This window comes from Micromonospora sp. II, assembly GCF_001709195.1.
Taxonomy (GTDB): Bacteria; Actinomycetota; Actinomycetes; order Mycobacteriales; family Micromonosporaceae; genus Micromonospora; species Micromonospora chalcea.
In genome coordinates, this window is record NZ_LYXF01000017.1 from 36,793 (window position 1) to 62,675 (window position 25,883).

Annotated in this window: 24 protein-coding genes and 1 pseudogene; 16 read left to right on the plus strand and 9 right to left on the minus strand. The window is 74.6% G+C overall.

What is annotated here, in order from left to right:
* The first annotated feature begins 256 nt into the window (after nt 1-256).
* Entirely contained in the window at nt 257-943 is a 687-nt protein-coding gene (locus tag A8711_RS09895) for a ferritin-like fold-containing protein (protein WP_069088026.1), read from the plus strand.
* Between the two features lie 45 nt (nt 944-988).
* Here A8711_RS09895 and A8711_RS09900 read toward each other — a convergent pair whose 3' ends face one another.
* The gene (locus tag A8711_RS09900) at nt 989-1,216 is read right to left on the minus strand and encodes a DUF3107 domain-containing protein (protein WP_030502928.1); all 228 of its coding nucleotides are present in this window, start codon (nt 1,214-1,216) and stop codon (nt 989-991) included.
* Nucleotides 1,217-1,281: 65 nt separating this feature from the next.
* Entirely contained in the window at nt 1,282-1,920 is a 639-nt protein-coding gene (locus A8711_RS09905) for a TetR/AcrR family transcriptional regulator (protein ID WP_069088027.1), read from the minus strand.
* A gap of 149 nt (nt 1,921-2,069) precedes the next feature.
* Between A8711_RS09905 and A8711_RS33145 the strand changes: the two genes are divergently transcribed.
* From A8711_RS33145 to A8711_RS33150, 6 genes and pseudogenes are all read left to right on the plus strand, one after another.
* The gene (locus A8711_RS33145) at nt 2,070-5,180 is read left to right on the plus strand and encodes a hypothetical protein (protein ID WP_069088028.1); all 3,111 of its coding nucleotides are present in this window, start codon (nt 2,070-2,072) and stop codon (nt 5,178-5,180) included.
* A gap of 39 nt (nt 5,181-5,219) precedes the next feature.
* A complete protein-coding gene (locus A8711_RS09915; RefSeq protein ID WP_069088029.1) occupies nt 5,220-6,215 on the plus strand; it encodes an alpha/beta fold hydrolase in 996 nt (331 codons plus the stop codon).
* A gap of 5 nt (nt 6,216-6,220) precedes the next feature.
* Nucleotides 6,221-7,075 carry a DUF3152 domain-containing protein gene (locus A8711_RS09920; protein ID WP_069088030.1) on the plus strand — a complete coding sequence of 285 codons (855 nt, stop codon included), beginning with the start codon at nt 6,221-6,223 and terminating at the stop codon, nt 7,073-7,075.
* 78 nt (nt 7,076-7,153) lie between these two features.
* On the plus strand, nt 7,154-7,999 hold the full coding sequence (locus A8711_RS09925) for a DUF3152 domain-containing protein (RefSeq protein WP_069088031.1): 846 nt from the start codon (nt 7,154-7,156) through the stop codon (nt 7,997-7,999).
* A gap of 41 nt (nt 8,000-8,040) precedes the next feature.
* Complete coding sequence (gene moeZ / locus A8711_RS09930; RefSeq protein WP_176722780.1) at nt 8,041-9,288, plus strand: adenylyltransferase/sulfurtransferase MoeZ; 1,248 nt, start codon at nt 8,041-8,043, stop codon at nt 9,286-9,288.
* Nucleotides 9,289-9,418: 130 nt separating this feature from the next.
* Nucleotides 9,419-10,288 (plus strand): annotated as a pseudogene (locus A8711_RS33150) (hypothetical protein); the annotation flags it as partial.
* 883 nt (nt 10,289-11,171) lie between these two features.
* On the opposite strand, the gene A8711_RS09940 reads toward A8711_RS33150, so the two are convergent.
* Nucleotides 11,172-12,413, minus strand: a complete 1,242-nt coding sequence (locus A8711_RS09940) for a glutamate-5-semialdehyde dehydrogenase (protein WP_064446638.1) — start codon at nt 12,411-12,413, stop codon at nt 11,172-11,174.
* A 74-nt stretch (nt 12,414-12,487) separates the two neighbouring features.
* Nucleotides 12,488-13,645, minus strand: coding sequence for a glutamate 5-kinase (proB, locus tag A8711_RS09945; protein ID WP_051611346.1), 1,158 nt, complete (start codon nt 13,643-13,645; stop codon nt 12,488-12,490).
* A 13-nt stretch (nt 13,646-13,658) separates the two neighbouring features.
* Between proB and A8711_RS09950 the strand changes: the two genes are divergently transcribed.
* The gene (locus tag A8711_RS09950) at nt 13,659-13,970 is read left to right on the plus strand and encodes an MGMT family protein (RefSeq protein WP_043328189.1); all 312 of its coding nucleotides are present in this window, start codon (nt 13,659-13,661) and stop codon (nt 13,968-13,970) included.
* A gap of 58 nt (nt 13,971-14,028) precedes the next feature.
* Here A8711_RS09950 and A8711_RS32775 read toward each other — a convergent pair whose 3' ends face one another.
* Nucleotides 14,029-14,265: a hypothetical protein gene (locus tag A8711_RS32775; protein WP_146074908.1), complete on the minus strand. Its 237-nt coding sequence runs from the start codon at nt 14,263-14,265 to the stop codon at nt 14,029-14,031.
* Here A8711_RS32775 and A8711_RS32780 point away from each other — a divergent pair.
* Nucleotides 14,264-14,671 (plus strand): hypothetical protein, encoded by a 408-nt coding sequence (locus tag A8711_RS32780; protein ID WP_255365605.1) that lies wholly within the window; start codon nt 14,264-14,266, stop codon nt 14,669-14,671. The two genes, A8711_RS32775 and A8711_RS32780, sit on opposite strands and share 2 nt — an antisense overlap.
* 2 nt (nt 14,672-14,673) lie before the next feature.
* On the opposite strand, the gene A8711_RS09960 is transcribed toward A8711_RS32780, so the two are convergent.
* Nucleotides 14,674-15,030, minus strand: a complete 357-nt coding sequence (locus tag A8711_RS09960) for a hypothetical protein (RefSeq protein ID WP_043328193.1) — start codon at nt 15,028-15,030, stop codon at nt 14,674-14,676.
* A gap of 123 nt (nt 15,031-15,153) precedes the next feature.
* On the opposite strand from A8711_RS09960, the gene A8711_RS09965 reads away from it, so the two are divergent.
* Both A8711_RS09965 and A8711_RS09970 read left to right on the plus strand, forming a co-directional pair.
* Complete coding sequence (locus tag A8711_RS09965; RefSeq protein WP_069088032.1) at nt 15,154-16,521, plus strand: MFS transporter; 1,368 nt, start codon at nt 15,154-15,156, stop codon at nt 16,519-16,521.
* Between the two features lie 28 nt (nt 16,522-16,549).
* The gene (locus A8711_RS09970) at nt 16,550-18,028 is read left to right on the plus strand and encodes an aminotransferase class V-fold PLP-dependent enzyme (protein ID WP_069088051.1); all 1,479 of its coding nucleotides are present in this window, start codon (nt 16,550-16,552) and stop codon (nt 18,026-18,028) included.
* Nucleotides 18,029-18,077: 49 nt separating this feature from the next.
* On the opposite strand, the gene A8711_RS09975 is transcribed toward A8711_RS09970, so the two are convergent.
* Entirely contained in the window at nt 18,078-19,007 is a 930-nt protein-coding gene (locus A8711_RS09975; RefSeq protein WP_069088033.1) for a hypothetical protein, read from the minus strand.
* A 169-nt stretch (nt 19,008-19,176) separates the two neighbouring features.
* On the opposite strand from A8711_RS09975, the gene A8711_RS09980 reads away from it, so the two are divergent.
* Complete coding sequence (locus A8711_RS09980) at nt 19,177-19,737, plus strand: NADH-quinone oxidoreductase subunit B (protein ID WP_043328197.1); 561 nt, start codon at nt 19,177-19,179, stop codon at nt 19,735-19,737.
* Between the two features lie 36 nt (nt 19,738-19,773).
* Nucleotides 19,774-21,090 (plus strand): DUF2252 domain-containing protein, encoded by a 1,317-nt coding sequence (locus A8711_RS09985; RefSeq protein ID WP_043328199.1) that lies wholly within the window; start codon nt 19,774-19,776, stop codon nt 21,088-21,090.
* Between the two features lie 31 nt (nt 21,091-21,121).
* Here the strand turns inward: A8711_RS09985 and A8711_RS09990 are convergent, their stop codons facing one another.
* The gene (locus A8711_RS09990) at nt 21,122-22,168 is read right to left on the minus strand and encodes a glucose 1-dehydrogenase (RefSeq protein WP_176722782.1); all 1,047 of its coding nucleotides are present in this window, start codon (nt 22,166-22,168) and stop codon (nt 21,122-21,124) included.
* A 102-nt stretch (nt 22,169-22,270) separates the two neighbouring features.
* Between A8711_RS09990 and A8711_RS33155 the strand changes: the two genes are divergently transcribed.
* Together A8711_RS33155 and nuoH are read left to right on the plus strand one after the other, a co-directional pair.
* Nucleotides 22,271-23,179 carry an NADH-quinone oxidoreductase subunit C gene (locus A8711_RS33155; protein WP_069088034.1) on the plus strand — a complete coding sequence of 303 codons (909 nt, stop codon included), beginning with the start codon at nt 22,271-22,273 and terminating at the stop codon, nt 23,177-23,179.
* Nucleotides 23,179-24,141 (plus strand): NADH-quinone oxidoreductase subunit NuoH, encoded by a 963-nt coding sequence (gene nuoH / locus A8711_RS10000; RefSeq protein WP_064446633.1) that lies wholly within the window; start codon nt 23,179-23,181, stop codon nt 24,139-24,141. The genes A8711_RS33155 and nuoH overlap by 1 nt, the downstream gene beginning before the upstream one ends.
* Nucleotides 24,142-24,300: 159 nt before the next feature.
* Here the strand turns inward: nuoH and A8711_RS10005 are convergent, their stop codons facing one another.
* Nucleotides 24,301-25,347, minus strand: coding sequence for a glutathione S-transferase family protein (locus A8711_RS10005; RefSeq protein ID WP_069088035.1), 1,047 nt, complete (start codon nt 25,345-25,347; stop codon nt 24,301-24,303).
* 95 nt (nt 25,348-25,442) lie between these two features.
* Here A8711_RS10005 and A8711_RS10010 point away from each other — a divergent pair, with 95 nt between their 5' ends.
* On the plus strand, nt 25,443-25,865 hold the full coding sequence (locus A8711_RS10010) for an ester cyclase (protein WP_064446631.1): 423 nt from the start codon (nt 25,443-25,445) through the stop codon (nt 25,863-25,865).
* Nucleotides 25,866-25,883 lie beyond the last annotated feature (18 nt).

A 25,883-nucleotide genomic window follows, 5' to 3' on the forward strand; every position in this document is an offset into this window, starting at 1 on the left:
GCCCCTCATGTCCTCAGGGCGCGTTCGGTGTGTGGCGCGGGCCACGCGGTCGGGGGCGAATCGCCGAGCCGGACCGGGCCGCACGCGCGTCGGGGACCGGTCTTGATCAGCGAAGCTGACCGAATCGGTGCCCACGGCAACTGTCTCATCCTACCTGAACGGCCCCTGAGTCGTCCCGATTCCCAGGTGGTGGCCGTGCGCGCGGGGCGGCTCGCTGTGACTTGAGTCACAGCGTTGGCGCCGGTAGCCTGCGCTCGTGGCCGCCCCCGACCCCGCCGCGACCGGCACTGCCGCCGCCGGTCCCACCGCCCCCGATCCCGCCGCGATCGACCTGTTCGGGCTCGTCGCGTACGGCGAACTGCTCGCCTTCGACCGCCTCGCCGCCGACGCCCGCCTCGCGCCCGACCTGGGCCGCCGCGCCGCGCTCAGCGAGATGGCCGCCGCGGAGATCGCCCACTATCGCTGGCTGACCGACCGCCTCGCCGCGTGGGGCGTCACCCCGGAGGAGGCGATGGTCCCCTACGTCGAGGCGCTGCGGGCGTACCACGACTCGACCGAGCCGCGGGACTGGGCGGAGGCGGTGACGAAGGCGTACGTGGGCGACGCGATCACCGACGACTTCCTGCGCGGGATCGCCGACGGCCTGGACGGGCCGGAGCGGACGCTGCTGCTCGACGTGCTGCACGACTCCCGGTACGCCGAGTTCGCCGCGGCCGAGATCCGGGCCGCGATCGAGGCCGATCCCCGGGCCGCGGGCCGGCTCTCCATGTGGGCCCGGCGGCTGCTCGGGGAGGCGCTGTCCCAGGCCGGCCGGGTCGCCGCCGCCGACCGGGGCGCGCTCAGCGCGTTGATCGGCCGGACCGGCGGGGACGTGCCGGGGCTGCTGCGCCGGCTGACCGAGGCGCACACCGCGCGGATGACGGCGGTCGGGCTGAACAACTGAGCCGCCGTGGCGGGAGGCCCGCCACGGCGGCCGGCGCCGCGGGAATCAGCGAACGGTGAACCCGACCGCGCGAGGCGACGCCTCGGCGATCTCGACGTAGGCGACCTTGCCGACCGGCACGATCACGCGCCGGCCCTTCTCGTCGGTCAGGGAGAGCGTGCCCTCGCTCCTGGCGAAGGCGTCGGTCACGATCTGCTCGATCTCGGCCGGCGACTGCGCGCTTTCCAGGACCAGCTCCCGCGGCGCGTACTGCACGCCGATCTTGACCTCCACTGTGCCTCCTCAACTGGGGCGAAAAAGCCACCGTGGGAAGGCTATCCGATCCGGCGGCCCGATGTTCAGGCTGACTCACCTTGCAGCGGGAAGCTGGCGATGCCCCGCCAGGACAGGGCCGCGACCAGCGCCTCGGCCTCCGCCTTGGGCACCTGCCGGCCGCCGGCGAGCCAGAACTGGGCGGCCGTCTCGGCGGCGCCGACCAGGCCCGATGCGAGCAGCTCGGCATGCGACCGGCTGACGCCGGTGTCCGAGATGATCGTGTCGGTGATGGCCGCGATGCAGCCCTGCTCGACCCGCTCCACCCGCTGCCGCACCGCCGGGTCGTTGCGCAGGTCGGACTCGAAGACCAGCCGGAACGCCTCGCTCTCGTGGTCGACGAAGTCGAAGTACGCGCGGACCGCGGCGCTGACCCGTTCCTTGTTGTCGCTGGTGCTGCTCATGGCGCCCTGCACGTTTGCCACTATCGCGTCACAGTGCGTGTCCAGCAGCGCCAGGTAGAGCTCCATCTTCCCGGGGAAGTGTTGGTAGAGCACCGGCTTGGAGACCCCGGCCCGCYCGGCGATGTCGTCCATCGCGGCGGCGTGGTAGCCCTGCGCGACGAACACCTCCTGAGCAGCGGCGAGCAGCTGCTTACGGCGTGCCGAGCGGGGCAGGCGGGTGGGCCGACCGGCGGTCTGTGCACCGTTCCCCACTGCGGTCATGGGAACCTCCGAGTATCTGCGTACGAGCCGGCACGTATCACCCGAACCGGTGCGGGTTCGTGAACCCGTCGCGGAATTGGCCCGCCGCTGTAACTTATCGCCACTGTCACCACACGGTAGCCTCAGCGGGGGCGACCAAGGAGCGCGCGGTGAGTGAAACAGGGCAACCCGGAGCCGCCACCCCGGGAGAGCACGGCGACGGGACGGGCCGGCAGGACGAACCCGCCCGTACCGGCGGCGGTTGGGCGCCCCCGCCGAACGGCTGGTCCCGTGGTGCTCCGGCGCCCGGCGGCTGGCCCTACGGCGATCTCGGCGGCTGGGCCGCCTCCTCGCCCCGGCACGGTGACCTGCCGGCTCCGCTACCCGGCCGACCGGAGCCGGGACCGGTGAACGGCCGCCACGTCAACGGCGTGCACCACGCCGGGGAGGAGTCGCGCGTGACCCGCCAGGCGCCGGTCAGTGCCCCGCCGGCGGACGAACCGCCCCGGCAGAGCGACGGCGAGCGGCTGGCCGTACCGGCCCCGCGACCGGTGCCCCCGGCCGAGCAGCAGGTGAACCCGGCCGACGCCGCCGGCTCCCGGCACGCCGCCGACGACCCGGCCGCCGCGCCCCGCTGGGCCGAGAGCGGCCCCGCCTCCGCGCCCCCGGCCCTGCAGGTGCCGCCGGTCGGCGCCGCCGCATCCGGCTTCGAGGTGCCACCGGGCTTCCACGCGCCGAACACCGAGTCCACCCCGTCGCTCTCCCGTGGCTGGGCCGACCGGGCGCCCGGCGAGCCGTCCGCCGATCCGGCCGGCCGTTCCGCGCAGCCCGTGGGCGACGTCCGCCCGCCGGACGGACCGGCGGGCGCCGCCGGGCCCCGGGCCGCCGCCGACTCCCGGGAGCCCGCCGCGGACGACCCGGGCGCCGGTGAACCCGACTGGTCCGGACCGTCCTGGAACCGCCCGAGCTGGGGCGACGGCTGGGCCCCGCCGTGGGCCCGCACCGACGAGCCGGCGGCGCGCCGCGCCGCGGAGCCCGCCGACCGGCGCGAGCGGGAGGACGACACCGCCGGCCGCCGCGCCGCCCGCGACGACCGCTCGGCCCATGACGACCGTGCCAGCCACGACGACCGTGCCAGCCACGACGACCGCGCGGCCCACGACGACCGTGCCGGCCATGACGACCGCGCGGGCTGGGACGACCGGGCGGGCTGGGACGACCGGCCGGCCCGCGACGAGCGCGCGGCCGAGTGGGCGCCCGAGCCGGTGCGGCCGTACATGCCGGCCCGCGTCGAGCCGCCGTCCGGCTACGAGCCGCCCCGGCCCGAGCCGGTACGGCCGTACGAGCCGCTGCGCGCCGAGCCGGCCGCCGGACCGGAACCGACCCGGCCGTACGAGCCGGAACCGCCGCGTCAGTACGAGTCCGAGCCGGGCACCGGTCCGGAGCCGGCGCGTGAGGCGACCCGGCCGTTCCGGCTGGCCCGGGGCGACGGCGAGCCGCCGCACGGGTACGAGCGACCCTCGTGGGCCGGGCCGCCGGTGCCGGTCCCGCCGGTGAACCCGGCCACCGGTCCCGAGCCGGCGAGCGCCCCACCCGCCCCGGCCGGCGGGTACACGCCGACGTTCCCCGGCTACCCCGCCGCGCCCGCCGGGCCGCCGCCTGCCGCCGCGCCCGTCGCCAACCCCGCGACCCGGGCCACCGGTGAGACCGCCGACGATCCCCGGCAGCCGCCGGCCGCCCCTGCCCGGCCGATCTCCGGAGTCCCGGCGCAGCCGACGTCCGGCCTCCCGGCACAGCCGATCTCGGGCGTGCCGGCCCGGCCGACGTCCGGCGTCCCGGCCGGGCCGATCTCCGGTGTGCCGGCCGGGCCGACCTCCGGCGTCCCCGCCACGAGCGGCGCGGCCCACACCGACCGCACCTCCGCGCCCCAGCCGGCGAGCGCGCCCCCCTACGCCGCCCGCCGGTCCGCGCCGGAACCCGTGCCGGCCGCCGACGCGGCCACCGAGCCCCGACCGGAGGAACCGGCCCCAGTGGTGCTGCCGCAGCGCGTCCCCGCCGAGCCGGACGTGCCAGTCGTGCCGGAGCCGCCTGCAGTGGAACCGTCCGCCGAGACCCCCGAACTCGCCCGCATCGCCACCCACCTGCGCCGGGACGACGAACCCGCGCCGCTGCGTGAGCGCCCGGAGGGCTTCGACGTCAACGCGATCCTGGACGCGGTCCGCGAGGTGGCCGGCGTACGGGACGCGGCGCTGCGCCGTACCCCGGCCGGCGCGCACAGCCTCCGGCTCGACCTGGCCGACGGCGCGGACCCGGCAGAGGTCAGCCGCCTGGTGGCCCGGCTGCTCCAGGAGCGGATGGGCCTGGCGGCGGCGCCGCAGAACCTGCCCGGCGCGCCGGTCGTGCCGCCGCCGGCCCCACTGCGCCGCCGATCGGCCCGGCTGGACCGGGCCGGTGAGGCACGGGCGGGCGAGGGCCGTTCACCCGGGCCGATTCACGCCCGCGCCCTGCCGGACGAGACGCGGACGGCGGTGCCCGCGCCCCGCAACGGTGACGAGCCCGGACCGGCCGGGGACGAGACGCCGCCGCGTACCGGTGTGGTGCGCCCGGCCGCGAACCGCTCCGGTGAGGGACGGTTCGGCGGCACGGACCGCGCCGCGCGTCCGGCCGACGCCCCGGCCGAGGGCGACGAGCCGCCGCGCCGCCGCCGGCAGGCCACCCACCGGGGCCGGGCCGCTGTCGACGAGACGTCGCTGGCCGCCGCGCCGACCGGCATGTCCACCGGCAGCCCGGTGACGCTCGGCACCTCGTACTCCGGTGGGCAGATGACCACGACGGAGACCGCGCCGTCGCGACCGCTCGACACCGGCGGCGCGCCCGGGCCCCGGGTGGTCATCGAGCACGTCCTGGTGAGCACGTTCGGCCTGGACGCCACCACTGAGGTCCGCCTGATCGCGGGCGACCGGACGGCCGAGGGCCACGCGACCGGGCCGGCCGTCGACGGGTACGTGCTGCGGCTGTGCGCGGTGGCGGCGGCCGCGGCGGTGGACGAGTTGCTCGGCCGGGGCGTCCCGGCCGGTGAGCACGGCCGGTGCTTCGTGGAGCACGCCGCCGTGGTGCCGTTCGGCAACTGCGAGGTGGCGACCGTTGTCGTGCTGCTGGTCTGCGACGGCTGGGTGGAGCAACTGGCCGGGTCGGCCCTGGTCGCCGGGGATCCCCGGCAGGCGGTCGTGCGGGCCACGCTGGCGGCGGTGAACCGGCGGCTGGAGGCGCTGCTCGCCTGAACGGTGTGCGGTACGGCGCGCGCGGGGAAGACTGGAGACATGAAACGCGCCGCACTCTGGCCGGAGCACAGCCTCCCCGCGCACGAGGTCCCGCCGCCCTGGCCCGGCCGGCACGTCCGGCTCGACGGCACGCTCGTGCACGTCCGGGAGACCCCGGCGACCGGGCCCGGCGCGGAACCGGCGCTGTACGTGCACGGCCTCGGCGGGTCCGCGCAGAACTGGACCGACCTGGCCGGCCTGCTCGCCGGCCGGCTCGACGGCCAGGCGATCGACCTGCCCGGCTTCGGGCGCAGCGAGCCCGGACCGCGCTACACCATCCCGGCCTTCGCCGACCGGGTGATCCGCTGGATCGAGCACACCGACCGGGGGCCGGTGCACCTGTTCGGCAACTCGCTCGGCGGCGCGATCTCGGTCCGGGTGGCGGCGCTGCGGCCGGACCTGGTCCGCACGCTCACCCTGATCTCGCCGGCCCTGCCGTTCCTGGACTTCCGGCGTTCGTTGCAGGGGCGGATGCTTCCGCTGCTGGCGATCCCCCGTGGTGAGCGGCTGGCCGCCTGGCGGCTGGCCCAGTTCACGCCCGAGGTGGCGGCGCAGCAGGTGATGGAGGCGTGCGTCGCGGACCTGACCCGGATCAGCGATCAGCGCCGGCAGGAGGCGATCGACGAGATCCGGGTCCGGTACGAGGCCGCGCACCACGCCGCCGCGTACGTGCGTACCTTCCGGGGACTGGTCGGCAGTTTCCTGCGCTCGTACCTGCCGGGGGAGGGCGCGCTGTGGCGGCAGGCGGCGGCGGTGCGGGCGCCCACGCTGGTGGTGGGCGGAAGGCAGGACCGCCTGGTCGACGTCCGGGTGGCGCCGCAGGCGGCCCGCGTGATCCCGGACAGCCGGCTGCTGATGCTCGACGGCGTCGGGCACGTGGCGCAGTTGGAGGTCCCGCGGACGGTGGCGCGGGCGGTGCTGGGGCTGCTCGGCGAGCCGTCGTCGCCGGACGCCGGTGCGGGGGAGAGCGGAACGGGGCGCGACATGGCAGGCTGAGCCGGATGCCCAGCTCACGCCCTCCCCGCACCGCCCGGTCCCGGGCCTCCGCTCGTCCCTGGCGCTCCGCCCTCGTGGTGTGCGCCTTCCTCGCCGTCGCCGCGGTCGGCGTCGGCGCGGCGCTGCAACTTCCGTCGGCGGGGGCGGGGACGCGGGTCACCGACGGGTTCGTGGCCCAGCCTCCGGCGCCGACGCGGACGCCGCCGAGCGTGTCCCCGTCGCCGGTGGTGACGCCCAGTTCCTCGCCGCCGGTGCTGACGCTGTCCGACCCGGGGCCGGCGAAGGGGCGGGGCAGCTTCGGCTACGACGACCGGCCCGGCGGGGTGCTGGGCCGATCCGGGCCGCTGCAGCGGTACCGGGTGGCGGTCGAGAACGGCTCGGGCGAGCAGGTCCGCGACTTCGGCGATGCGGTGCAGCGGGCGCTGGCCGGCCCGGGGAGCTGGGTGGACGGCGGCCGGTTGCGGTTGCAGCGGGTCGGGCCGGGCAGCGGGTACGACTTCACGATCTACCTGGCCACCCGGGAGACGGCGCGGCGGTTGTGTGGCGCGGGCGGGATCGACATCCGCGTGGGCGGCGTGCCGTACACGTCCTGCCGGGTTCCGGGCAAGGTGGTGATCAACCTGGACCGGTGGCGGACCTCCGCGCCGCACCTCGTCGCCGCCGGGATGACGCTCGACGACTACCGGCTCTACGTGATCAATCATGAGGTGGGCCACCAGCTCGGGCACCGGCACGAGGGGTGTCCGCGGGCGGGGCGGGCCGCGCCGGTGATGCAGCAGCAGACGCTCTTCCTCAACGGCTGCCGCCCGAACCCGTGGCCCTACGTGGGCGGGAAGCGGTACGCCGGGCCGAGCCTGTGACCGCCGGTTCGTGAAGAACATTCGCGGCATAGGCGGCAAAAGCAGCTAAATGCCCGAATTGCATGGCACGCTGATGTCATGACCTCGTCGTCCCCTTACGACATGCACGCCGAGCCGCGCCGCCGACCGCCGCCCCGTCACCCGGCCGAGCGTCCCACGGTGCGCCGCATGCGCCGTCGTCGCCGCCGCTCGGTGCTGCTGCTGGCGATGCTGCTGGCCGCCGGCAGCGGAGCGGTCGGCGTCACCCGGCTGAACGCCCCCGGGCCCGGCGGGACGTCGCTCGCGGCCGAGCCGTCGCTCGCCCGCGGGGCCGCCGAGGCCGACGTCCCGGCCGCGCCGCCGACCGGCTACCCCACCGCCGGCCCCGGCACGTTCGCCGTGGCCCAGGGCCGATCCCCGGTACGCGGACACGCCGGGCCGCTGCGCCGCTACCGGGTCGAGGTCGAGCACGGTACGGGGCAGGACGCCGACGGTTTCGCCGCCACCGTGGACGCGGTGCTCGGCGACCCGCGCAGCTGGATTGCCTCGGGGGAACTGCGGGTGCAGCGGGTGCCCGAGGCGGCCGCCGCCGACTTCACCGTCTACCTCGCCACCCCCGTCACCTCGGAGCGGATGTGCGCCGAGGGCGGACTGCGCACCGACCGGTACACCTCCTGCCGGCTGCCCGGCCGGGTCGTGCTCAACCTGGCCCGCTGGATGACGGCAGTGCCCGACTACAGCGCCCCGCTGGACGTCTACCGGACCTACGTGATCAACCACGAGGTCGGGCACGAGTTCGGCGAGCTGCACCAGGCGTGCCCCGCGCCCGGCGCGCCCGCCCCGGTGATGCAGCAGCAGACGTACGGGCTGGACGGCTGCCTGCCGAACGCCTGGCCGTACGTCGACGGGGCCCGATACTCCGGCGAGCCCACCGACGGGGTCTGAGTTATTCCCGGTCCCGCAGTTCGGGCCGAGTGTCCCTCATCATGGCCGATCCCCGTCCGGGCGAGCGACAATGGCGCGGTCACACCGCCGATCCCGGGGAGTCCACCGTGTCGTTGCCCCCGCTCGTCGAACCCGCCGCCGAGCTGACCGTAGACGAGATCCGCCGATACTCGCGCCACCTGATCATCCCGGACGTCGGGGTCGAGGGGCAGAAGCGGCTGAAGAACGCCCGGGTGCTCTGTGTCGGCGCCGGCGGCCTCGGCTCGCCGGCCCTGCTCTACCTGGCCGCGGCCGGTGTCGGCACGCTCGGCATCATCGACTTCGACACCGTCGACGAGTCGAACCTGCAGCGCCAGGTCATCCACGGCGTCTCCGACGTGGGCCGCTCCAAGGCCGAGTCCGCCGCCGCGTCGATCCGCGAGATCAACCCGCTGGTCAACGTGGAGATCCACAACACCGCGCTGGACCGGGAGAACGTCCGGGACATCTTCTCCCGGTACGACCTGATCGTGGACGGCACCGACAACTTCGCCACCCGGTACATGGTCAACGACGCCGCGGTGCTGCTCGGCAAGCCGTACGTCTGGGGTTCGATCTACCGCTTCGACGGCCAGGCGTCGGTGTTCTGGGCCGAGCACGGGCCCTGCTACCGCTGCCTCTACCCGGAGCCGCCGCCGCCCGGCATGGTCCCCTCCTGCGCCGAGGGTGGCGTGCTCGGCGTGCTCTGCGCGTCCATCGGGTCGATCCAGGTCAACGAGGCGATCAAGCTGCTCGCCGGCATCGGTGAGCCGCTGGTCGGCCGGCTGATGGTCTACGACGCCCTGGAGATGAGCTACCGCAAGATCAAGGTCCGCAAGGACCCGAACTGCGTGCTCTGCGGCGAGAACCCGACCCTCACCGACCTGATGGAGGACTACGAGGACTTCTGCGGCGCGGTCTCCGACGAGGCGCAGGAGGCGGTGGTCGACTCGACCATCACCGCGCTGGAGCTGAAGGACTGGCAGGACTCCGGCAAGGACATCTTCCTGGTCGACGTGCGCGAGCCCGCCGAGTACGAGATCGTCCGCATCCCCGGCTCGACGCTCATCCCCAAGGGCGAGATCCTCTCCGGCGAGGCGCTGGCGAAGTTCCCGCAGGACCGGCAGATCGTGCTGCACTGCAAGTCCGGCGTCCGCTCGGCCGAGGCGCTCGCCGCGCTGAAGGCGGCCGGCTTCAACGACGCCGTGCACGTCCAGGGCGGTGTGCTGTCCTGGGTCAAGCAGATCGACCCGTCCCTGCCGTCGTACTGAGTCGCGTCGATGGGCCCGCCCGGTTCCCCGGGCGGGCCCATCGTGCTCTCCGTACCCCGTGGCGTGGACAAACGCCTGGTCGCCCGACCCGCAGGTGGATGCGTTCGGCGACCGGTGGGCGGTACCGGCCCTGACCGAGCTACCGAGGCGTAACCCCGGCCGCGCCAGTACCGTCAGGGCCGTGGTGGACTTGGACGCGGCGATCGGATTCGTCGTCGCTCACGGAGACGCGGTGGACCGCGCCCGTCTCTCCCGGCTGCGCACCGGCGCTCCGGTGCCGTCCGACGTGCTCGACGCCGCCGAGTCCGGGCCGGCGCCGGGCGGCGGCTGGCCCGCCGTACTCGACGGCGAAGTCGCCTCGATCGACGCGACCTGCTTCCGCCTGGCCGAGCTGGACGACCTCGGCGCGCTCGGCCGCCCGGCGGCCCGGCACGCGCTGGACTGGCTGGCCGCCCGGCAACTACCAGACGGCGGCTGGGACGAGGATCCGTCGCTGGCCGGGCTCGCCCCCGAATGGGCCACCCCCGGCGATCCGGAGGCCCGGCTCTACCAGACCGCCAACGCCGGATTCTGGCTCACGGTGGCCGGGCTGGACGCCCGGGCCGCCGGGCCGCTGGACCACCGGGTCGGCGGCGCGTACGCCGGTGTGGTCCAGGCGGCGGCCCAGGCGCTCGCCGCCCAGCTCGCGCCGGACGGGAGCTGGCCGTCCTTCCTGCCCGCCGGCTGGCTCGCCGCCGCGGTGCTGCACCGCCAGCAGATGTACTACGAGTCGGCGCGCATCCAGGCGGTGCTGGCCGACCGGATCCCGCAGATGTCCCCGGCCGACGTGGCCTGGCTCGCCGCCACACTGCGCCGGGTCGACGTCGGCGAGGAGCAGTGGCTGCTGGTCTCCGCGCGCAGGCGGCTCGCCGAGACGCAGCGCAGCGACGGCGGCTGGGACAGCGACGACGGTCACCAGTTCGACGTGCACACCACGCTGCGGGCGATCCGGGCGTGCCGTCCGAACACGCCCGAGGTCCCGGTGTCCGGCGCGCCGTTCGTGGCGCCGCGCCCCGCCGAGCTGCCCCCGCCGCCCGCGGTGCCGGCCCCGCGCCCGCGCCGGCTCCCCGCATCGACGTCTCCGCCGCCCGCGCCCGACTCTGGGCCGCCCGCCTCCACGCCCGCGTCGCCTGCGCCCGTGTCTCCGCAGCCCGCCCCGGCTCGCCCGTTGACCGGCCCGGCTCGCCCGTTGACCGGCCCGGCCGAGGCATCGGTCGCATCGGCGGGTCCCGCTTCCGACCCTTCGGCGGGCTTCGGCTCCGACCTGTCGTCCAGTTTCGGCACCGACCCGTCGGCCGGGATCGCGCCCGCGCTGTCGGACGGCGCGCCGGAGCTGTTTCCGGCCCCGGGTCTCGGGCCGGATACCTGGTTCCGTCCGGACACCGGGCCGGATGCGATGCCCGGATCGGGAGCAGGGCCTGATCCGGCGGCCGGTGCTGAGGTGTCGGCCGGTGCGGACAGCGGGCAGGGGCCGTGGTCCGCCTGGATCGTCACGCCCGATCTGCTTCCCGACGAGAGCGCCGGGCCTGCCGCGCAGCTGGTGTCGGAGCTGCTGCCCGGCCCGGTGCCGCCCGCTCTGCCTCCGGCGGTTGCGGTGCCACCGGCCGCCCCGGTGTCCCCGGGTTTGCCTCCGCTGGTCACGCCGCCATCGGAGCCCACCGCCCAGGTGATCGCCGCACCGCCGCAGCCCGGCACAGTTCCGCCGGTCGACCCCGCCGCACCGGCCGACGGAGATCCACTCCAGATCGCCTAGCCCGGCCAGCTGATGATCAACACCAGTTCGGGGAAGTGGCGGCATCAGAGGTGCGGGGGTGGCGCCGGCGCGCCACAACGGGCAAGGTCGGTCAGCGCAGGTGACCGTCGCCGGTCACCACGTACTTGGTGCTGGTCAGCTCCGGCAGGCCCATCGGGCCGCGCGCGTGCAGCTTCTGCGTCGAGATGCCGATCTCCGCGCCGAATCCGAACTCGCCGCCGTCGGTGAACCGGGTGGACGCGTTGACCATGACCGCGGCCGAGTCCACCCGGGCCACGAACTCCCGGGCCGCCCGCTGCGAGTCGGTGACGATCGCCTCGGTGTGACCGGTGCCGTACCGGCGGATGTGCGCGACCGCCGCGTCGAGCGAGTCGACCACGGCGACCGAGATGTCGGCGGAGAGGTACTCGGTGCCGAAGTCCTCCTCGGTGGCCGGCACCACGGCGTCGGAGTGGGCGGCCACCTCGGGCGTGCCGTGCACGGTCACCCCGGCCTCGGCGAACGCGGCGAGCACCGCCGGCAGGAACGCGTCCGCGACGTCGCGGTGCACCAGCAGCGACTCGGCGGTGTTGCAGGTGGACAGGCGCTGGGTCTTGGCGTTCAACGTGACCGCCAGCGCCTTGCCGAGGTCGGCGGCGGCATCGACGTACACGTGGCAGTTGCCCACGCCGGTCTCGATCACCGGCACCGTCGACTCCTCGACCACGGCGCGGATCAGCGACGCGCCGCCGCGCGGGATCAGCACGTCGACCAGGCCGCGGGCGCGCATCAGTTCCTTGACCGAGTCACGGGTACTGGAGTCGAGCAGCTGCACCGCGTCGGCCGGCAGTCCGGCGCCGGCGACCGCGTCGCGCAGCACCTCGACCAGCGCCGCGTTCGAGTGCGCGGCCGACGAGGAGCCGCGCAGCAGCGCCGCGTTGCCGGACTTCAGGCAGATCCCGGCCGCGTCGACTGTCACGTTCGGCCGGCCCTCGTAGACGATGCCGACGACCCCGAACGGCACCCGGATCTGGCGCAGCTCCAGGCCGTTGGGCAGCGTCGAGCCGCGTACCACCTCACCGACCGGATCGGGCAGCGCGGCCATCTGGCGCAGCGCGTCGGCGATCGCCGCCACCCGGCCCTCGTCGAGCGCGAGCCGGTCCAGCACGGCCGCGGACAGCCCGGCCTCGCGCCCGGCCGCCAGGTCCGCGGCGTTCGCCGCCAACACCTCGGGGGTACGCGCCACGAGCGCGTCGGCCATCGCGTGCAGCGCGGCGTCCTTCACGGTACGGGTGGCCGTGGCCAGGGCTTCCGCCGCGTCCCGGGCTCGCCGGGCCTGCTCGACGACGCTCATCGTGCGTACTCCTTCGGAGGTGTTTTAAGGAGGGGCCCCTTATTAACAGACGTCTGTTAATAAGGGGCCCTTGCTTACAGCAGGACGAGGTCGTCGCGGTGGACGACCTCACGTTCGTACGCCGGGCCGAGCGCCGCGGCGAGTTCGGAGGTGGAACGGCCGAGCAGGCCGGGCAGTTCCACCGCGTCGTAGTTGACCAGCCCGCGGGCCACCGGCGCGCCGGCGGTGTCGACCAGGTCGACCGGGTCCCCGGCGGTGAACGCGCCGTCGACGGCGGTGATGCCGGCGGGCAGCAGCGACTTTCGGCGGCCGACCACCGCCTGTACCGCGCCCGGGTCGAGGTGCAGGCGGCCCCGGGGCGCGGTGGCGTGCGCCAGCCAGAAGAGGCGCGCGGCGGGACGGCGGCTGCTCGGGTGGAAGTACGTGCCGACGGGCTCCCCGGCCAGCGCCGGCGCGGCCAGCGGCGCGGCGGTCAGCACCACCGGGATGCCGAAGCCGGTCGCGATGCGGGCCGCCTCCACCTTCGTCACCATGCCCCCGGTGCCCACCCCGGCCCGGCCGGCCCCGCCGATGTCCACGCCCGCGAGGTCACCCTCGCCGTGCACCTCGGTGATGCGGGTGCTGCCCGGGCGGGCCGGGTTGCCGGTCCAGAGCGCGTCGACGTCGGAGAGCAGCACCAGCAGGTCGGCGTCGACGAGCGCGGCGACGAGCGCGGCGAGGCGGTCGTTGTCGCCGAACCGGATTTCCTCGGTGGCCACCGTGTCGTTCTCGTTGACGATCGGCACGGCCCGCAGGTCGAGCAGTTTCCGCAGCGTCCGGTACGCGTTGCGGTAGTGAGCGCGCCGGGTCACGTCGTCCACGGTGAGCAGCACCTGCCCGACGGTGCGGCCGTGCCGGGCGAACGCGGCAGCGTACCGTCCGATCAGCAGGCCCTGGCCGACGCTGGCGGCGGCCTGCTGGGTGGCCAGGTCGCGCGGGCGCCGGGGCAGCCGCAGCGGGGCGAGACCGGCGGCGATCGCGCCGGAGGAGACCAGCACCACCTCGCGTCCGGCGGCGGCCAGCCCGCCGAGCGTGTCGACGAGCGCGTCGACCCGGGCGTCGTCCAGGCCGCCGGTCGCGGTGGTCAGCGAGGACGAACCGATCTTGACGACGATCCGGCGGGCCGAGGTGACTGCTTCGCGCACCCGACCATTCTGCGCGCTGCGGTCTGTGACGCCGCGGCGCGTTCCCATATCGTGGCAGCTCGTGACACCTGACGAGTACGTCGAGGCGGTGCTGGCACTTGTCGAGCGGATCCCGCCGGGCCGGGTGATGTCGTACGGGGCGGTGGCCGACGCGCTCGCCGACCGCTCCGGGCGGGCGTCGCCGCGGCTGGTCGGCTCGATCATGGCGCGGCACGGGGGCGGCGTGCCGTGGCACCGGGTGGTGAACTCGGCCGGCCGGCTGCCGCCGGGTCACGAGCGCAAGGCGCGGGAACGGCTGCTCGCCGAGGGGTGCCCGCTGCGCGGCGACCGGGTGGACCTGGCGGCGGCGTCCTGGTCGCCGGACGAGGGGTGACCCGACCGCGTCGGAGGCGGCCGGTCGATCGATCGCGACTCCGCTCAACGGGGCCGAGTCATCGCGGCCACTCGGAGAACGCGTGCCGGAGGTCGTGGATCTCAGCCGGGGTGAGGCGGTAGAGCGCGAAGACAGTGTCGGGGAGGCGGTCGAGGCGCTGCAGCGCGTCCTGGAACTCTTCGTCGGTGAGCGCCGGGTCGGCACGCCGTGCGAGGTCCACCAGGTCGTTCCTGCTGTACCGGCGGAGCGCGGCGGCTACGTCGATGTAGTCGCGGGGTTGAGCACGGGTCACCATGGCGGCGACTTTGGTGCCGATCACGTCGTCCAGGTGCAGCACCGGCCCGACGTCGAGCACGATCGGGCTGGCGCTGCACGAGTTGCAGTCGTACGGTCCGGTCGTCGCGGCGAACCTCGAACTCGGTCATGTCGTGTTCGAAGCCGTAGAAGACATCGTCCAGCTCGGTGGGCTCGGCGATGGTCTCGACCTGAAACCCGGCATCGAGCAGGGTGGCGTGCACCAGCTCGGCGGCTGCGGTGACCCCGCCGTCGAGATCGGTGAACAGGTCCACGTCCTCGGTGGGACGGGCGCCGATGCCGTGGGCGATGAGGGCCTGGCCGCCGGCGAGGGCGAAGCCGTGTCGGCCGGCCACGGCGAGCGCGATACGGGCGACCTCGTGCTGGAACGGGTCCGGCGCGGGTGACATCAGGCGGCGACGTCCCGGGCGCGCAGCACCGGGTGGCTCTCTTCCCAGGCGCGGCGGACACCGCGGGGCACGTAAAGCTCGGGCCACAGCCGGACGAGGGTGGGTCCGTGCAGCCAGGTGCGCAGCTCGTCGGGATGAACGGCTTCGGTGAGCACCGTCTCGTACATCCAGGCGAGCAGCCCCGGAACGTCGAGGTCGACGTGCCGGTCGGGTTGCCAGAACAGCCGGTGGGGCAACTCGACGATGCCGGTAACCGGGCCCTGCAATTCGCTCAGGGCGGGGACCACGACCGCACGGCGGCCGGGGCGGGCCTCGTACGGTGCCCGCGAGCTGCGAACGGATCGGGCCGGGTCCATGCCCTACAGGGTAACGGTGCCGACCTGCGGCTTGTTGCGACTCGCGAGCGCCTGGCGGCATCGAACAAGCAGCGTCCGGGAGGGGATGTGACGCGAGCCATAACGTGAGTAGCATTCGGCTCCATGACAGCTTCGGGCCTGCCCCGCCGGGTGCACCTCGGATACGCGCTCGGTTCCCTGGTCACCGGCGCGTTCGGCACCGTGCCCGGGCTGCTCCTGCTGCCGTACCTCACCGACACGCTCGGCGTCGCCGCCGGGCTGGCCGCGCTGCTGGTGCTCCTGCCGAAGGCGTGGGACGTGCTGGTCAACCCGGTCGCCGGGCGGATCTCCGACCGGACCCGCTCCCGCTGGGGCGCCCGCCGTCCGTACCTGCTGGTCGGCGGGCTGGCGCTCGCCGTGCTGTTCGCGTCGATCTTCGCGGCGCCGTTCGCGAACGGTCCGGCCGCCGCCGCGTACGTGGCGCTGGCGTTCCTGGCGACAGCCACCGCGTTCGCGTTCTTCCAGGTGCCGTACGTGGCCATGCCGGCCGAGCTGACCGCCGACCCGGCGGAGCGTACCCGGCTGATGACCTGGCGGATCGCGGTGCTGGCGCTGGCCATCCTGGTCTCCGGCGCGGTGGCCCCGGCCGTGGTGAGCGCGGGCGGCGACGGCGTGCCCGGTCACCGGTGGATGGGCCTGTTCGTCGCCGCGCTCATCGTCGCCGGCACCGTCGGCGTGTTCCTGGGCACCCGGTCCGCGCCGACCGGCACGGTGGGGGAGAGCGAGCCGAGCCTGCGCGCCCAGCTCGCTGTCGCCACCGGCAACCGGCCGTTCCGGGTGCTGCTGATCTGCTTCGTGATCCAGTCCGCCGGGGTGGCCACCGTGCTGGCCGGGGTGAAGTACTTCGCCGGCCAGGTGCTGCGCGAGCCGGACAGCGGCCCGACGCTGCTGTTCGCCTGCTTCGTCGCGCCCGCGCTGCTGGTCATGCCGCTGTGGTCGCGGGCGGGTGCCCGGCTCGGCAAGCGGGCCTCGCTGGTCGCCGCGTCGCTGATCTTCGCGGTGGGCGCGCTGACCCTGGTCGCCGCGCCCGCGCTGCCCGCCGCCGCGGCCTACGCGGTGGTCGCGGTGATCGGCGTCGGGTACGCGGGCCAGCAGGTGTTCGCGCTGGCCATGCTGCCGGACTGCATCGCGTACGACACGGCGCGCACCGGGCGGCGGCAGGCCGGGGTGTTCACCGGGCTGTGGACCGCAGGGGAGACGTTCGGGCTGGCGCTGGGGCCGGGCATCTACGGGCTGGTGCTGCAGCTCTCCGGCTATGTCTCCTCGTCCACCGGTACCGCCGCCGTCCAGTCCGACACGGCCCGGCTCGGTGTGCTGCTCGGCTTCACCGTGCTGCCCGCCCTGCTGGTGGCGATCCCGCTGGTGCTGCTGCGCGGCTACACCCTGACCCCGGCCCAGCTGACCGCCGCCGCACCCGAGGCCGATGACGCCGCGCCGGCCGCGCGGGCGTGAGCACCCCGTCCACGAGAGGAACCACCCGATGACCGACACGGCAGGCGCCGGTGCGCTGCCCGCCCAGGGGATGCCCGCGGCGGACGTACTCGGCGAGATCCGCGCGCTGCGGGACGCCGACCGGCCCACGCACGGCGGGCGGTTGTTCGCGTACGTCTACGACCCCGGCGTGGCCGGTCTGGACGAGCTGGCGCAGGCCGCGTACGCGCAGAGCGCCCACGTCAACGGCCTCGACCCGACCGCGTTCCCGTCGCTGCTGGCGATGGAGAACGCGCTCGTCGGCGCCGCCGCCCGGCTGCTCGGCGGCGGCCCCGGCACCGGCGCGCCGGATGTCGTCGGCAGCGTCACCAGTGGCGGCACCGAGTCGCTGCTGCTCGCCGTCAAGGCGGCCCGGGACGCCCGCCCCGACCTGACCGAGCCGCGGATCGTGGCGCCGGCGAGCGCGCACGCGGCGTTCGCCAAGGCGGCGCACTACCTGCGGGTCGCGCTGGACACGGTGCCGGTCGACCCGGTGACGCTGCGCCCGGACGTGGCAGCGGTGGCCGCCGCGATCCGCCCGGAGACCGTGCTGGTGGTCGCGTCCGCGCCGTCGTACGCGCACGGGGTGGTCGACCCGGTGACCGAGATCGCCGCCGTCGCGCAGGCCGCCGGGGTGCGCTGCCACGTGGACGCCTGCTTCGGCGGCTGGGCGCTGCCCTGGCTGCGGCGGCTCGGCGCGCCGGTGCCGCCGTTCGACTTCGCCGTGCCGGGGGTCACCTCGGTCTCGGTGGACCTGCACAAGTACGCGTACGCGCCGAAGGGCGTCTCGGTGCTGCTGCACCGCGATCCGGCGCTGCGCGCCCCGCAGTTCTTCGCGTACGCGGACTGGCCCGGGTACACGATGGTCAACCCGGTGATCGCCTCCACCCGCTCCGGCGGGCCGATCGCCGCCGCGTACGCCACGCTGCGGCACCTCGGCGAGGACGGGTACCTGCGGCTTGCCGCCGCGACCCGGGACGCGGTCGCCGGGCTCGCCGACGCGATCCGGGCCACCGACGGGCTGCGGCTGATGGCCGAACCGGAGACCACTGTCGTCTGCTTCACCAGCGACGATCCGGGGCTCGACCTGTTCGTGCTGGTCGACGAGCTGACCGCGCGCGGCTGGCACACCCAGCCCCAGCTCACGTACGCCGATCTGCCGGCCAGCGTGCACCTCACGGTGACCGCGGCGGTGGCGCCCCGGGTGGCCGAGTTCGGCCCGGCGCTGGCCGAGGCGGTCGCGGCGGCCCGCGCCGCCGGGCCGGTGGTGCTGCCGCCGGAGCTGCTGGCGCTGGCCGGCAGCCTCACCCCGGAGGCGCTCACCCCCGATCTGGTGGCCGGGCTGGCGGGCGGGCTCGGCCTGGCGGCCGACGCCGGTGCGCCGGAGCGGATGGCGGTGGTCAACACGCTGCTCGACGCCGCGCCGGCCCGGCTGCGGGAGCGGCTGCTCGCCGAGTTCGTCGGGTTGCTCCAGCGCCCGGCCTGGTGACGCGGACGCGGCCCGCCCGGATTCCGGGCGGGCCGCGTCGTGCGGTGTCTCAGCCGGCCGCGCCGACGCTGAACGTGGTGGTGTTGTCCGCCGGGTCGACGTCTGCGACCGGCTCGTTCACGTAGCGGGCCTCGACGGTGAACGTGCCGTTGCCCAGCACGCCGGCCGGCGTTCCGGCCGGTGCCCGCAGGACGACGTCGAACGTGCGCTCCTCGCCGGGCATGAACCGGCCGCCCGGGACGTCGAACGAGTCCGGGAAGCTGGGCAGGTCCTGCGGATCGGTGCTCCAGACCTCGACCCCGGCGGGCAGGGCCGCCCGCGCGGCGAGCCGGAACGACGGCGCGTCGTTGCCGTAGCGCACCGTCACCGGCATCCGGCCCAGCAGGCTTCCGTCGGCCTGGCGGGTCAGCGTCACGTCACGACCGTTTACGGTCAGGTCCGTCTCGGTGGCCTGCCGGTAGACGCGCGGCGCGCGGACGCTGCCCGAGGTGGACCGGAACACGGTCGGGAAGGAGTCGCGATCCGCGACCCGGGCGCCGCCGCCCGGCACCACCGCGATCGAGCCGCCCGGCGCGATCATCGGGTAGGCGCGCGCTGTCGTCCAGACCTGGAAGTTGAGCCGCAGGGCCCGGCTGTCGCCCGCCGCGACCCGGCCGCCGAAGCTGCCGATGACCCGGCGGTTGTCCACCAGGTCCTCGGTGAACCACGGCGTGCCGTCGTCGAGGCCGATGAACGAGGCGCCGGCCGGCTCGGTGATGCGCAGGTCGGCGACGCCGTCGGCCCGGCCCCGGTTGCTGATCGTCGCGGTCAGCGTGCCGACGTACCCCCGGTCGGTGGGCGTCAGCACCAGCGGCCCGGTGTCGACGGTCAGCCGTGCCGCAGCGGTGCCGCTCGTGGCGGCGGCGGGCGTGGCCAGCGCGAACAGCGCTGCCGCCCCGGCCAGCAGCGCGGTGGCGACTCGTGCCGTACGTGTGGTCATGACAGGTCCTCCGTGATCCCCGTGGTGGGCGGCGGTGGTTCCGTCCGCCCGACAGTGAAGACACCCGCCGGCCCCGGGGACAGTTGCCCGGGTTCCCTGTCGTGGGTACGACACCGGACCGCTGTGGTTGACTGTCTGCTCGGGGTTCACGGACAGCGGGAGGTCGGAGATGCAGCTGCCGGGCGTGCTCGGCGAGCCGATCCGGTTCGTGCTGAACTGGGGCCGCCGCTACTCGCTCTGGGTGTTCAACTTCGGCCTGGCCTGCTGCGCCATCGAGTTCATCGCGACCAGCATGGGCCGGCACGACTTCATGCGGCTCGGCGTGATCCCGTTCGCCCACGGCCCCCGGCAGGCCGACCTGATGGTGGTCAGCGGCACCGTCACCGACAAGATGGCCCCGGCGGTCAAGCGGCTCTACGACCAGATGCCCGAACCGAAGTACGTGATCTCGTTCGGCGCGTGCTCCAACTGCGGCGGCCCGTACTGGGACTCCTACTCGGTCACCAAGGGCGTCGACCAGCTCATCCCGGTCGACGTGTACGTGCCCGGCTGCCCGCCGCGCCCGGAGGCGCTGCTGCACGGCATCCTGCGCCTCCAGGAGAAGATCGCCGCCGAGCAGTCCGGCGTCGGCGGCGTGGCCCGCCCCGACGCGCTCGCCTCTCCGGCGGACGCTGTGGCGCGGCCGGTCGAGGCGCTGACCGCGCCGCCGGTCCGTCCGCCGCTCGGCTGAGCCGTCGGGTGGCGCCGCCGGTCTAGCCTGCGGCTCATGACCGACTTCGCGGAGAAGCGCTCCGCATTCATCATCGACGTGCTGACCGAGGAGTTCGGCGCGTCCATGGCGATCGACCCGGCGGCGTTCCGCCGTAAGTTCCGCAAGATGGCCGCGTCACCGTTCGCGTTCTACCGGGGCAGCGCGGCGCTGTTCTACGCCGACCAGCGCGGCGACTTCGGCAGCGACCGGTTCCTCGACGGACGGACCAGCCGGGTGTGGATCCACGGCGACCTGCACGCCGAGAACTTCGGCACCTACATGAACGCCTCCGGGCAGCTCGTGTTCAACGTCAACGACTTCGACGAGGCGTACGTCGGGCCGTTCACCTGGGACCTGAAGCGCCTCGCGGCGAGCGTGGCGCTGATCGGCTACGCGAAGGCCCTCTCCGACCGGGTGATCGGCGAACTGGTCACCGGCTTCGCCCGGTCGTACCTGGCCGAGCTGCGGGCCATCGCGGCCGGCGGGGACGACGCGATCGGCTCGATCACGCTGGACAACGCCGACGGCGTGCTGCGCCGGGTGCTCCAGCAGGCGCGGCTGAACACCCGGGTGGACCTGCTCGCCGCGCAGACCACCGTCGACAACTACGAGCGCCGGTTCTCCCTCGGCGACGGCGTGCACGAGATCGACGACGCGACCCGGGAGAAGGTCTGCGCCGCGTTCGCCGACTACCTGCACACGCTGCCGGACTCGGCCGCCCGGCTGCGCCCGGTGGCCACCGGCATCAAGGACGTGGTGCTGCGCAAGGGCGTCGGCATCGGGTCGGCCGGGCTGCCGTCGTACAACCTGCTGCTGGAGGGGCACACCCAGGCGCTGGAGAACGACGTCGTCATCTACATGAAGCAGGCGCAGGTGCCGGCCGTGGCGCGGTACGTCGACGACGAGCGCGTCCGGTCGTACTTCCGGCACCAGGGGCACCGCACCGCCGAGTCGCAGCGCGCGTTGCAGGCGCACGCCGACCCGTGGCTGGGCTTCACCGAGCTGGACGGCGTCGGCCAGCTCGTCGCGGAGGTCTCCCCGTACGCGGCGGACCTCGACTGGGCCGACGTGAACGAGCCGGAGGAACTGGCCGGGGTGCTCGCCGACCTGGGCCGCGCGGTGGCCCGGATGCACTCGGTGGCCGACGACGAGTCCAGCCACGACCTGGTCGACTACTCCACCGAGGAGGCGATCGTCGCTGCCGTCGACTCCGACCCGGATGGGTTCGTCGACTACCTGGTCGACTTCGCGCACCGGTACGGGATCCGGGCCCGCGAGGACCACCAGCTCTTCGTGGACCTGTTCCGCAACGGCCGGCTGCCCGGCATCTGAGGGCGCGGGGCGCCGACCGCGGCGCCCCGCCTCACTGCGTGAAGTCCAGCACCGCCTTGATGTCCTCGCCGGTGCGGGCGTACGCCTCCCGGTAGTTCGAGACCGGTACGCGGCGGGTGATCAGCGACGTCAGCCAGGACTGGTCCGCCTGGGCGAGCGCCTCGGCGGCCAGGTCCCAGTGCCGCCGGCCGGCGTTCACCGAGCCGAACACCACGTTGTTCTCCAGCACCAGCTCCCGGTTGAGCGCCCCGGCGTCGAAGTTGATGGTCCGCCCGCCGCTGGACACACCGGTCAGGCAGACGATCCCGGTGGGCGCGGCCTTGCACATGGCGTCCAGCACCACCGTCGGCGCGCCGGTGCACTCGATCACCACGTCGGGTTTCACGTCCAGCTCGGTCACCGACGACGTGTGGTACGTGGCGCCCAGCGCCCGGACCAGGTCCGGCTTCGGGCCGGTGGTGTTGCGGTCCAGCACGTGCACCGACAGTTCACGCTGGCTGCCGAGCAGCGCCGCCAGCAGGCCGATCGGCCCGGCCCCGGTGATCAGCACGCTCTTCGGCGTCCACTCGGCGCGGCGCCCGATCCGCTCGATGTGGTCCCACGCCTTCGCCACCACGCTGGCCGGCTCCAGCAGCATGCCCACCGACGCGAGGGCCGGGTCCAGGCCGACCGCGAACTTGGGCTGCAGCCGCCAGCGTTCCCGGGCGAAACCGGGCAGTCCCTTGATGCCGTGCTCGGTGTACAGCCCGTTGCGGCACATGTCCCACTCGTCCACCGCGCAGTTCGCGCAGGGCACCGGATCGGGGTGGCGGACCACGCCCGCCACCAGGTCGCCGGGCTGCAACGTGCCGGTCGGATCCTCCAGCACCCGGCCCAGCGACTCGTGCCCGAGCACCAGCCGCTCCTGGCCCGGCGGCGCCTCGCCGTACTCGCCGGCGACGATCTCGTGGTCGGTGCCGCAGACGCCCACCGCCAGCGCCTCCACCAGGATCGCACCCTCCTCGGGCGCCGGCTCGGGCCAGTCCTCGACCAGCCGTAGCGAGTCCGGGACACCGGGGGTCACAGTCACAGCGCGCACGTCCCTCATCCTCCCGCGCGCTCCCGCCGTCCGCCCGGCAAAGCGACGATCCGGCACGGGCGGCCCGACCCGGTCCGCAGCCGTCGGCCATAGGATCAGCGCATGACTCCGGAAGAGGTCGGCCGGCGGGTGGTCGAGCTGCTCGCGCCCGTGGAGGCCACCGCGTCGGTCTCCGGCGGTCAGGGGTACGCCCGCGCCACCGTTGACGTACCCCCGGCGAGCTGGGCGGACGCGGTGCGTGCGGCGCGTGACGACGCCGAGCTGGGTCTCGACTTCCTCGACTGGCTGTCGGCGGTGGACGAGCTGGCCGACGGCTTCGACGTGGTGCTGCACCTCTGGTCGGTCGCGCACCGGCACGGGCTGCTGCTGCGCACCCGGGTGCCCCGCGACGCGCCCGTCGTCGCCTCGGTGGTCGACCTGTTCCCCGGCGCGGCCTGGCACGAGCGGGAGACCCACGAGATGTTCGGCATCGACTTCGCCGGCCACGGCGAGCTGCGGCCGCTGCTGCTGCCGCCGGAGTTCGAGGGGCACCCGCTGCGCAAGGAGTTCGTCCTCGCCTCCCGGGTCGCCAAGCCGTGGCCCGGCGCGAAGGAGCCGGGCGAGTCGGAGGCGGGCGGCGGCCGCCGGCCGGTCCGGCCGCCGGGCGTGCCCGCGCCGGGTGAGTGGGGCACGACGCCCACGCCGGCGGGTGCGGCGGGCGCCGGTGAGGGCCCCCGCGGGGGTACGCCGGCCCGCCCGGCCCGGGAGCGTCCGGCGCGGCCCGCTCCTGGTGAGCGTCCGGTACGGCCTGCGCCGGGCGAGCGTCCGGCTCGGCCGGCTGCCGCTGAGCGTCCGGCGCGGCCGACTGCCGGGGATGCTCCGGAGCAGCCTGCTTCCGGGGAGGCCGGGCCGGGGTCCGGCGCTGCTCCGGCGGCCGATGAGGCGGGTCCGCTCGGGCGGCCGCTGCCCGGGGAACCGCCGACCGGTCCGCCCCGGCAGCAGCCGGGCCCCGACGCGGCGGGGGAGAGCTGATGCCGGACTGGTTGGAGCTGGTCCTGCGCGTGGCGGGCGTGCTCGTCGCGTTCCTCACGCTGCCGCTGATCGTGGGCCAGGCCGAGCACAAGGTGATGGCGCACATGCAGGGCCGGCTGGGCCCGATGTACGCGGGCGGCTTCCACGGCTGGGCGCAACTGGTGGCCGACGGCATCAAGTTCGTGCAGAAGGAGGACGTCACCCCGCGCGACGCGGACCGGCAGGTGTTCCGGCTGGCGCCCGCGGTGGCGCTGGTGCCGTACCTGCTGGTGCTGCTCGTCATCCCGCTCGGGCCGGGTGACCTGGTGGCCCAGCCGTTGGACATCGGCCTGTTCTTCGTGCTCGCCGTGGTGGGTGTCGGCGTGTTGGCCGTGCTCATGTCCGCGTGGGCGTCGGCGAACAAGTACAGCCTGCTCGGTGGGCTGCGCGGCGCGGCCCAGTTGCTCGGGTACGAGCTGCCGCTGGTGCTGGCCGCCGCTTCGGTGGCGATGGCGGCCGGCACGCTCAGCCTCTCCGGCATCGTGGAGGCGTGGCAGCCGTGGTGGCTGCTCTGGCAGGCGCCGGCCATGGTGATCTTCTTCGTGGCGGGGCTGGCCGAGATCCGCCGCCCGCCGTTCGACATGCCGGTGGCCGACTCCGAGCTGGTCTTCGGCTACATGACCGAGTACACCGGTCTGCGGTTCGCGTTCTTCCTGCTCGCCGAGTACGTCGGCATCGTGGTGATCGCGGCGCTGACGACTGTGCTGTTCCTCGGCGGCTGGCAGGGCCCGTTCGCCGACGCGCAGCTCGGCTGGCTGTGGACGCTGCTGAAGGTGTTCGCCGTCGCCTTCGTGATCATCTGGTTGCGGGTGAGCTACCCGAGGCTGCGCGAGGACCAGCTCCAGCGCCTCTGCTGGCTGGTCCTGGTCCCCCTGGCTCTGGCCCAGCTCGTCCTGACCGCCGCAGTCCGCCTGGCCCTGTAACCCACCCCCCTCCCCACCCTTCGCCCTCTCCCCGGCGATCTTGCACTTTCTGCCCCGGCGAAAGGGGCAGAGCTCGCAGGTTCCGGGCTCAATGTGCAAGATCGACGAGGCAGGGGCGGGCGGGGCAGGGCGGGGCGGGGCGGGGCGGAAGAGAGCGCGTCAGCGCAACGGCGTGTGGGCGGGGTCCACCTGCTCGGACGGGGGTGGGGGAGGGGGTGGGGTGCCGTCGCCGAAGGGGCGGCCGCCCAGCTCCTCCCGGCCGTGCGGGGTGAGCCAGTTGCTCAGGTCGGGGCCGAGCGGCACGATCCCGGTCGGGTTGATGTCCCGGTGGACCTCGTAGTAGTGCCGCTTGATGTGGTCGAAGTCGATGGTGTCGCCGAACCCGGGCGTGGTGAACAGGTCCCGGGCGTACGCCCACAGCACCGGCATCTCGCTGAGCTTCTGCCGGTTGCACTTGAAGTGCCCGTGGTAGACCGGGTCGAAGCGGACGAGCGTGGTGAACAGCCGTACGTCCGCCTCGGTGATCGTGTCGCCGACCAGGTACCGCTGCCCGGCCAGCCGTTCGCTCAGCCAGTCCAGCCGGTCGAACAGCCGGTGGTACGCCTTGTCGTACGCCTCCTGGCTGCCGGCGAAGCCGCACCGGTAGACGCCGTTGTTGACGTCCGCGAAGACGACCGCGTTCACCTCGTCGATCTCGGCGCGCAGCGGCTCCGGGTAGAGGTCCGGCGCGCCGGGACGGTGGTGCGCCGTCCACTCGGTCGTGAGGTCCAGGCTCATCTGGGCGTAGTCGTTCGTCACGACCTGCCCGCTGGGCACGTCGACGAGCGCCGGGACGGTGATGCCGCGCTCGTAGCCGGGGAAGCGGGCGAAGTAGGCGTCGGCGAGCCGCTCGATGCCGAGTACCGGGTCCTTACCGTCCGGGTCCAGGTCGAACGTCCAGCTCCGCTTGTCGTGGGTCGGCCCGGCCACTGCCATCGAGATGGCGTCCTCCAGCCCGAGCAGGCGCCGGACGATGATCAGCCGGTTGGCCCAGGGGCAGGCCCGGCTGACCGCCAGCCGGTAGCGCCCCGGTTCCACCGGCCAGCCGTCCCGCCCGTCGGCGGTGATCCGGGTGGCGATGTAGCGCTGGTCGCGGGTGAACTCGCCACCCGGCTCCACGTACTTGCCGCCGGTCCGGTCCAGGACCTCGTCGTCGCTGCCGCCCACGCTCTACCTCCGAGTTCGCTTTTCGCTCCCATCATGGTCGCTCGGGCGGCTCCCGGCAGGTCGAGCGCGTCACAAAGAGGCATAGGCTGCCCGCCGTGACCGATGTGGAGACGGCGGCCCGGCGTTTCGTCGCCGACGTGTGGAACGCCGGGCGCGAGGAGAGCGCGTACGAGCTGGTGGCGGCGGAGTGCCCGGGCCTGGGCGGCACCGGCCCGGCGGCGATGCTGGCGTGGCACCGGGACCGGCGGGCGTCGTTCCCCGACCTGCGCTACAAGATCGTCGACGTGGTGGCGGCCGGTACGCGGGTGGCGGTCCGCTGGCGGGCTGCCGGCACCCAGGCGGGCCAGTTCGGTCCGGTGCCGCCGACCGGCCGGGTGGTCAGCTATTCGGGCGCGACGTTCCTGCGCTTCGACGACGACGGGCGGATCGTGGACGTGTGGAGCGTCAACGAGCTGTTCCAGGTGCTCCAGCAGCTCGGCGTGGAGATGCTGCCCCCACTCACACCCGGCGAGGCGTGATCCGGCCGCACGCCCGGG

Bases quoted from the DNA above. Each gene is read 5' to 3' on its own strand.
- A8711_RS09915 (WP_069088029.1), top strand. From the start codon at position 5,220: ATGAAACGCGCCGCACTCTGGCCGGAGCACAGCCTCCCCGCGCACGAG.
- A8711_RS09920 (WP_069088030.1), top strand. From the start codon at position 6,221: ATGCCCAGCTCACGCCCTCCCCGCACCGCCCGGTCCCGGGCCTCCGCT.
- A8711_RS09925 (WP_069088031.1), top strand. From the start codon at position 7,154: ATGACCTCGTCGTCCCCTTACGACATGCACGCCGAGCCGCGCCGCCGA.
- moeZ (WP_176722780.1), top strand. From the start codon at position 8,041: ATGGCCGATCCCCGTCCGGGCGAGCGACAATGGCGCGGTCACACCGCC.
- A8711_RS09940 (WP_064446638.1), bottom strand. From the start codon at position 12,413: ATGAGCGTCGTCGAGCAGGCCCGGCGAGCCCGGGACGCGGCGGAAGCC.
- proB (WP_051611346.1), bottom strand. From the start codon at position 13,645: ATGGGAACGCGCCGCGGCGTCACAGACCGCAGCGCGCAGAATGGTCGG.
- A8711_RS32780 (WP_255365605.1), top strand. From the start codon at position 14,264: ATGGCGGCGACTTTGGTGCCGATCACGTCGTCCAGGTGCAGCACCGGC.
- A8711_RS32775 (WP_146074908.1), bottom strand. From the start codon at position 14,265: ATGGTGACCCGTGCTCAACCCCGCGACTACATCGACGTAGCCGCCGCG.
- A8711_RS09960 (WP_043328193.1), bottom strand. From the start codon at position 15,030: ATGGACCCGGCCCGATCCGTTCGCAGCTCGCGGGCACCGTACGAGGCC.
- A8711_RS09965 (WP_069088032.1), top strand. From the start codon at position 15,154: ATGACAGCTTCGGGCCTGCCCCGCCGGGTGCACCTCGGATACGCGCTC.
- A8711_RS09970 (WP_069088051.1), top strand. From the start codon at position 16,550: ATGACCGACACGGCAGGCGCCGGTGCGCTGCCCGCCCAGGGGATGCCC.
- A8711_RS09975 (WP_069088033.1), bottom strand. From the start codon at position 19,007: ATGACCACACGTACGGCACGAGTCGCCACCGCGCTGCTGGCCGGGGCG.
- A8711_RS09980 (WP_043328197.1), top strand. From the start codon at position 19,177: ATGCAGCTGCCGGGCGTGCTCGGCGAGCCGATCCGGTTCGTGCTGAAC.
- A8711_RS09985 (WP_043328199.1), top strand. From the start codon at position 19,774: ATGACCGACTTCGCGGAGAAGCGCTCCGCATTCATCATCGACGTGCTG.
- A8711_RS33155 (WP_069088034.1), top strand. From the start codon at position 22,271: ATGACTCCGGAAGAGGTCGGCCGGCGGGTGGTCGAGCTGCTCGCGCCC.
- nuoH (WP_064446633.1), top strand. From the start codon at position 23,179: ATGCCGGACTGGTTGGAGCTGGTCCTGCGCGTGGCGGGCGTGCTCGTC.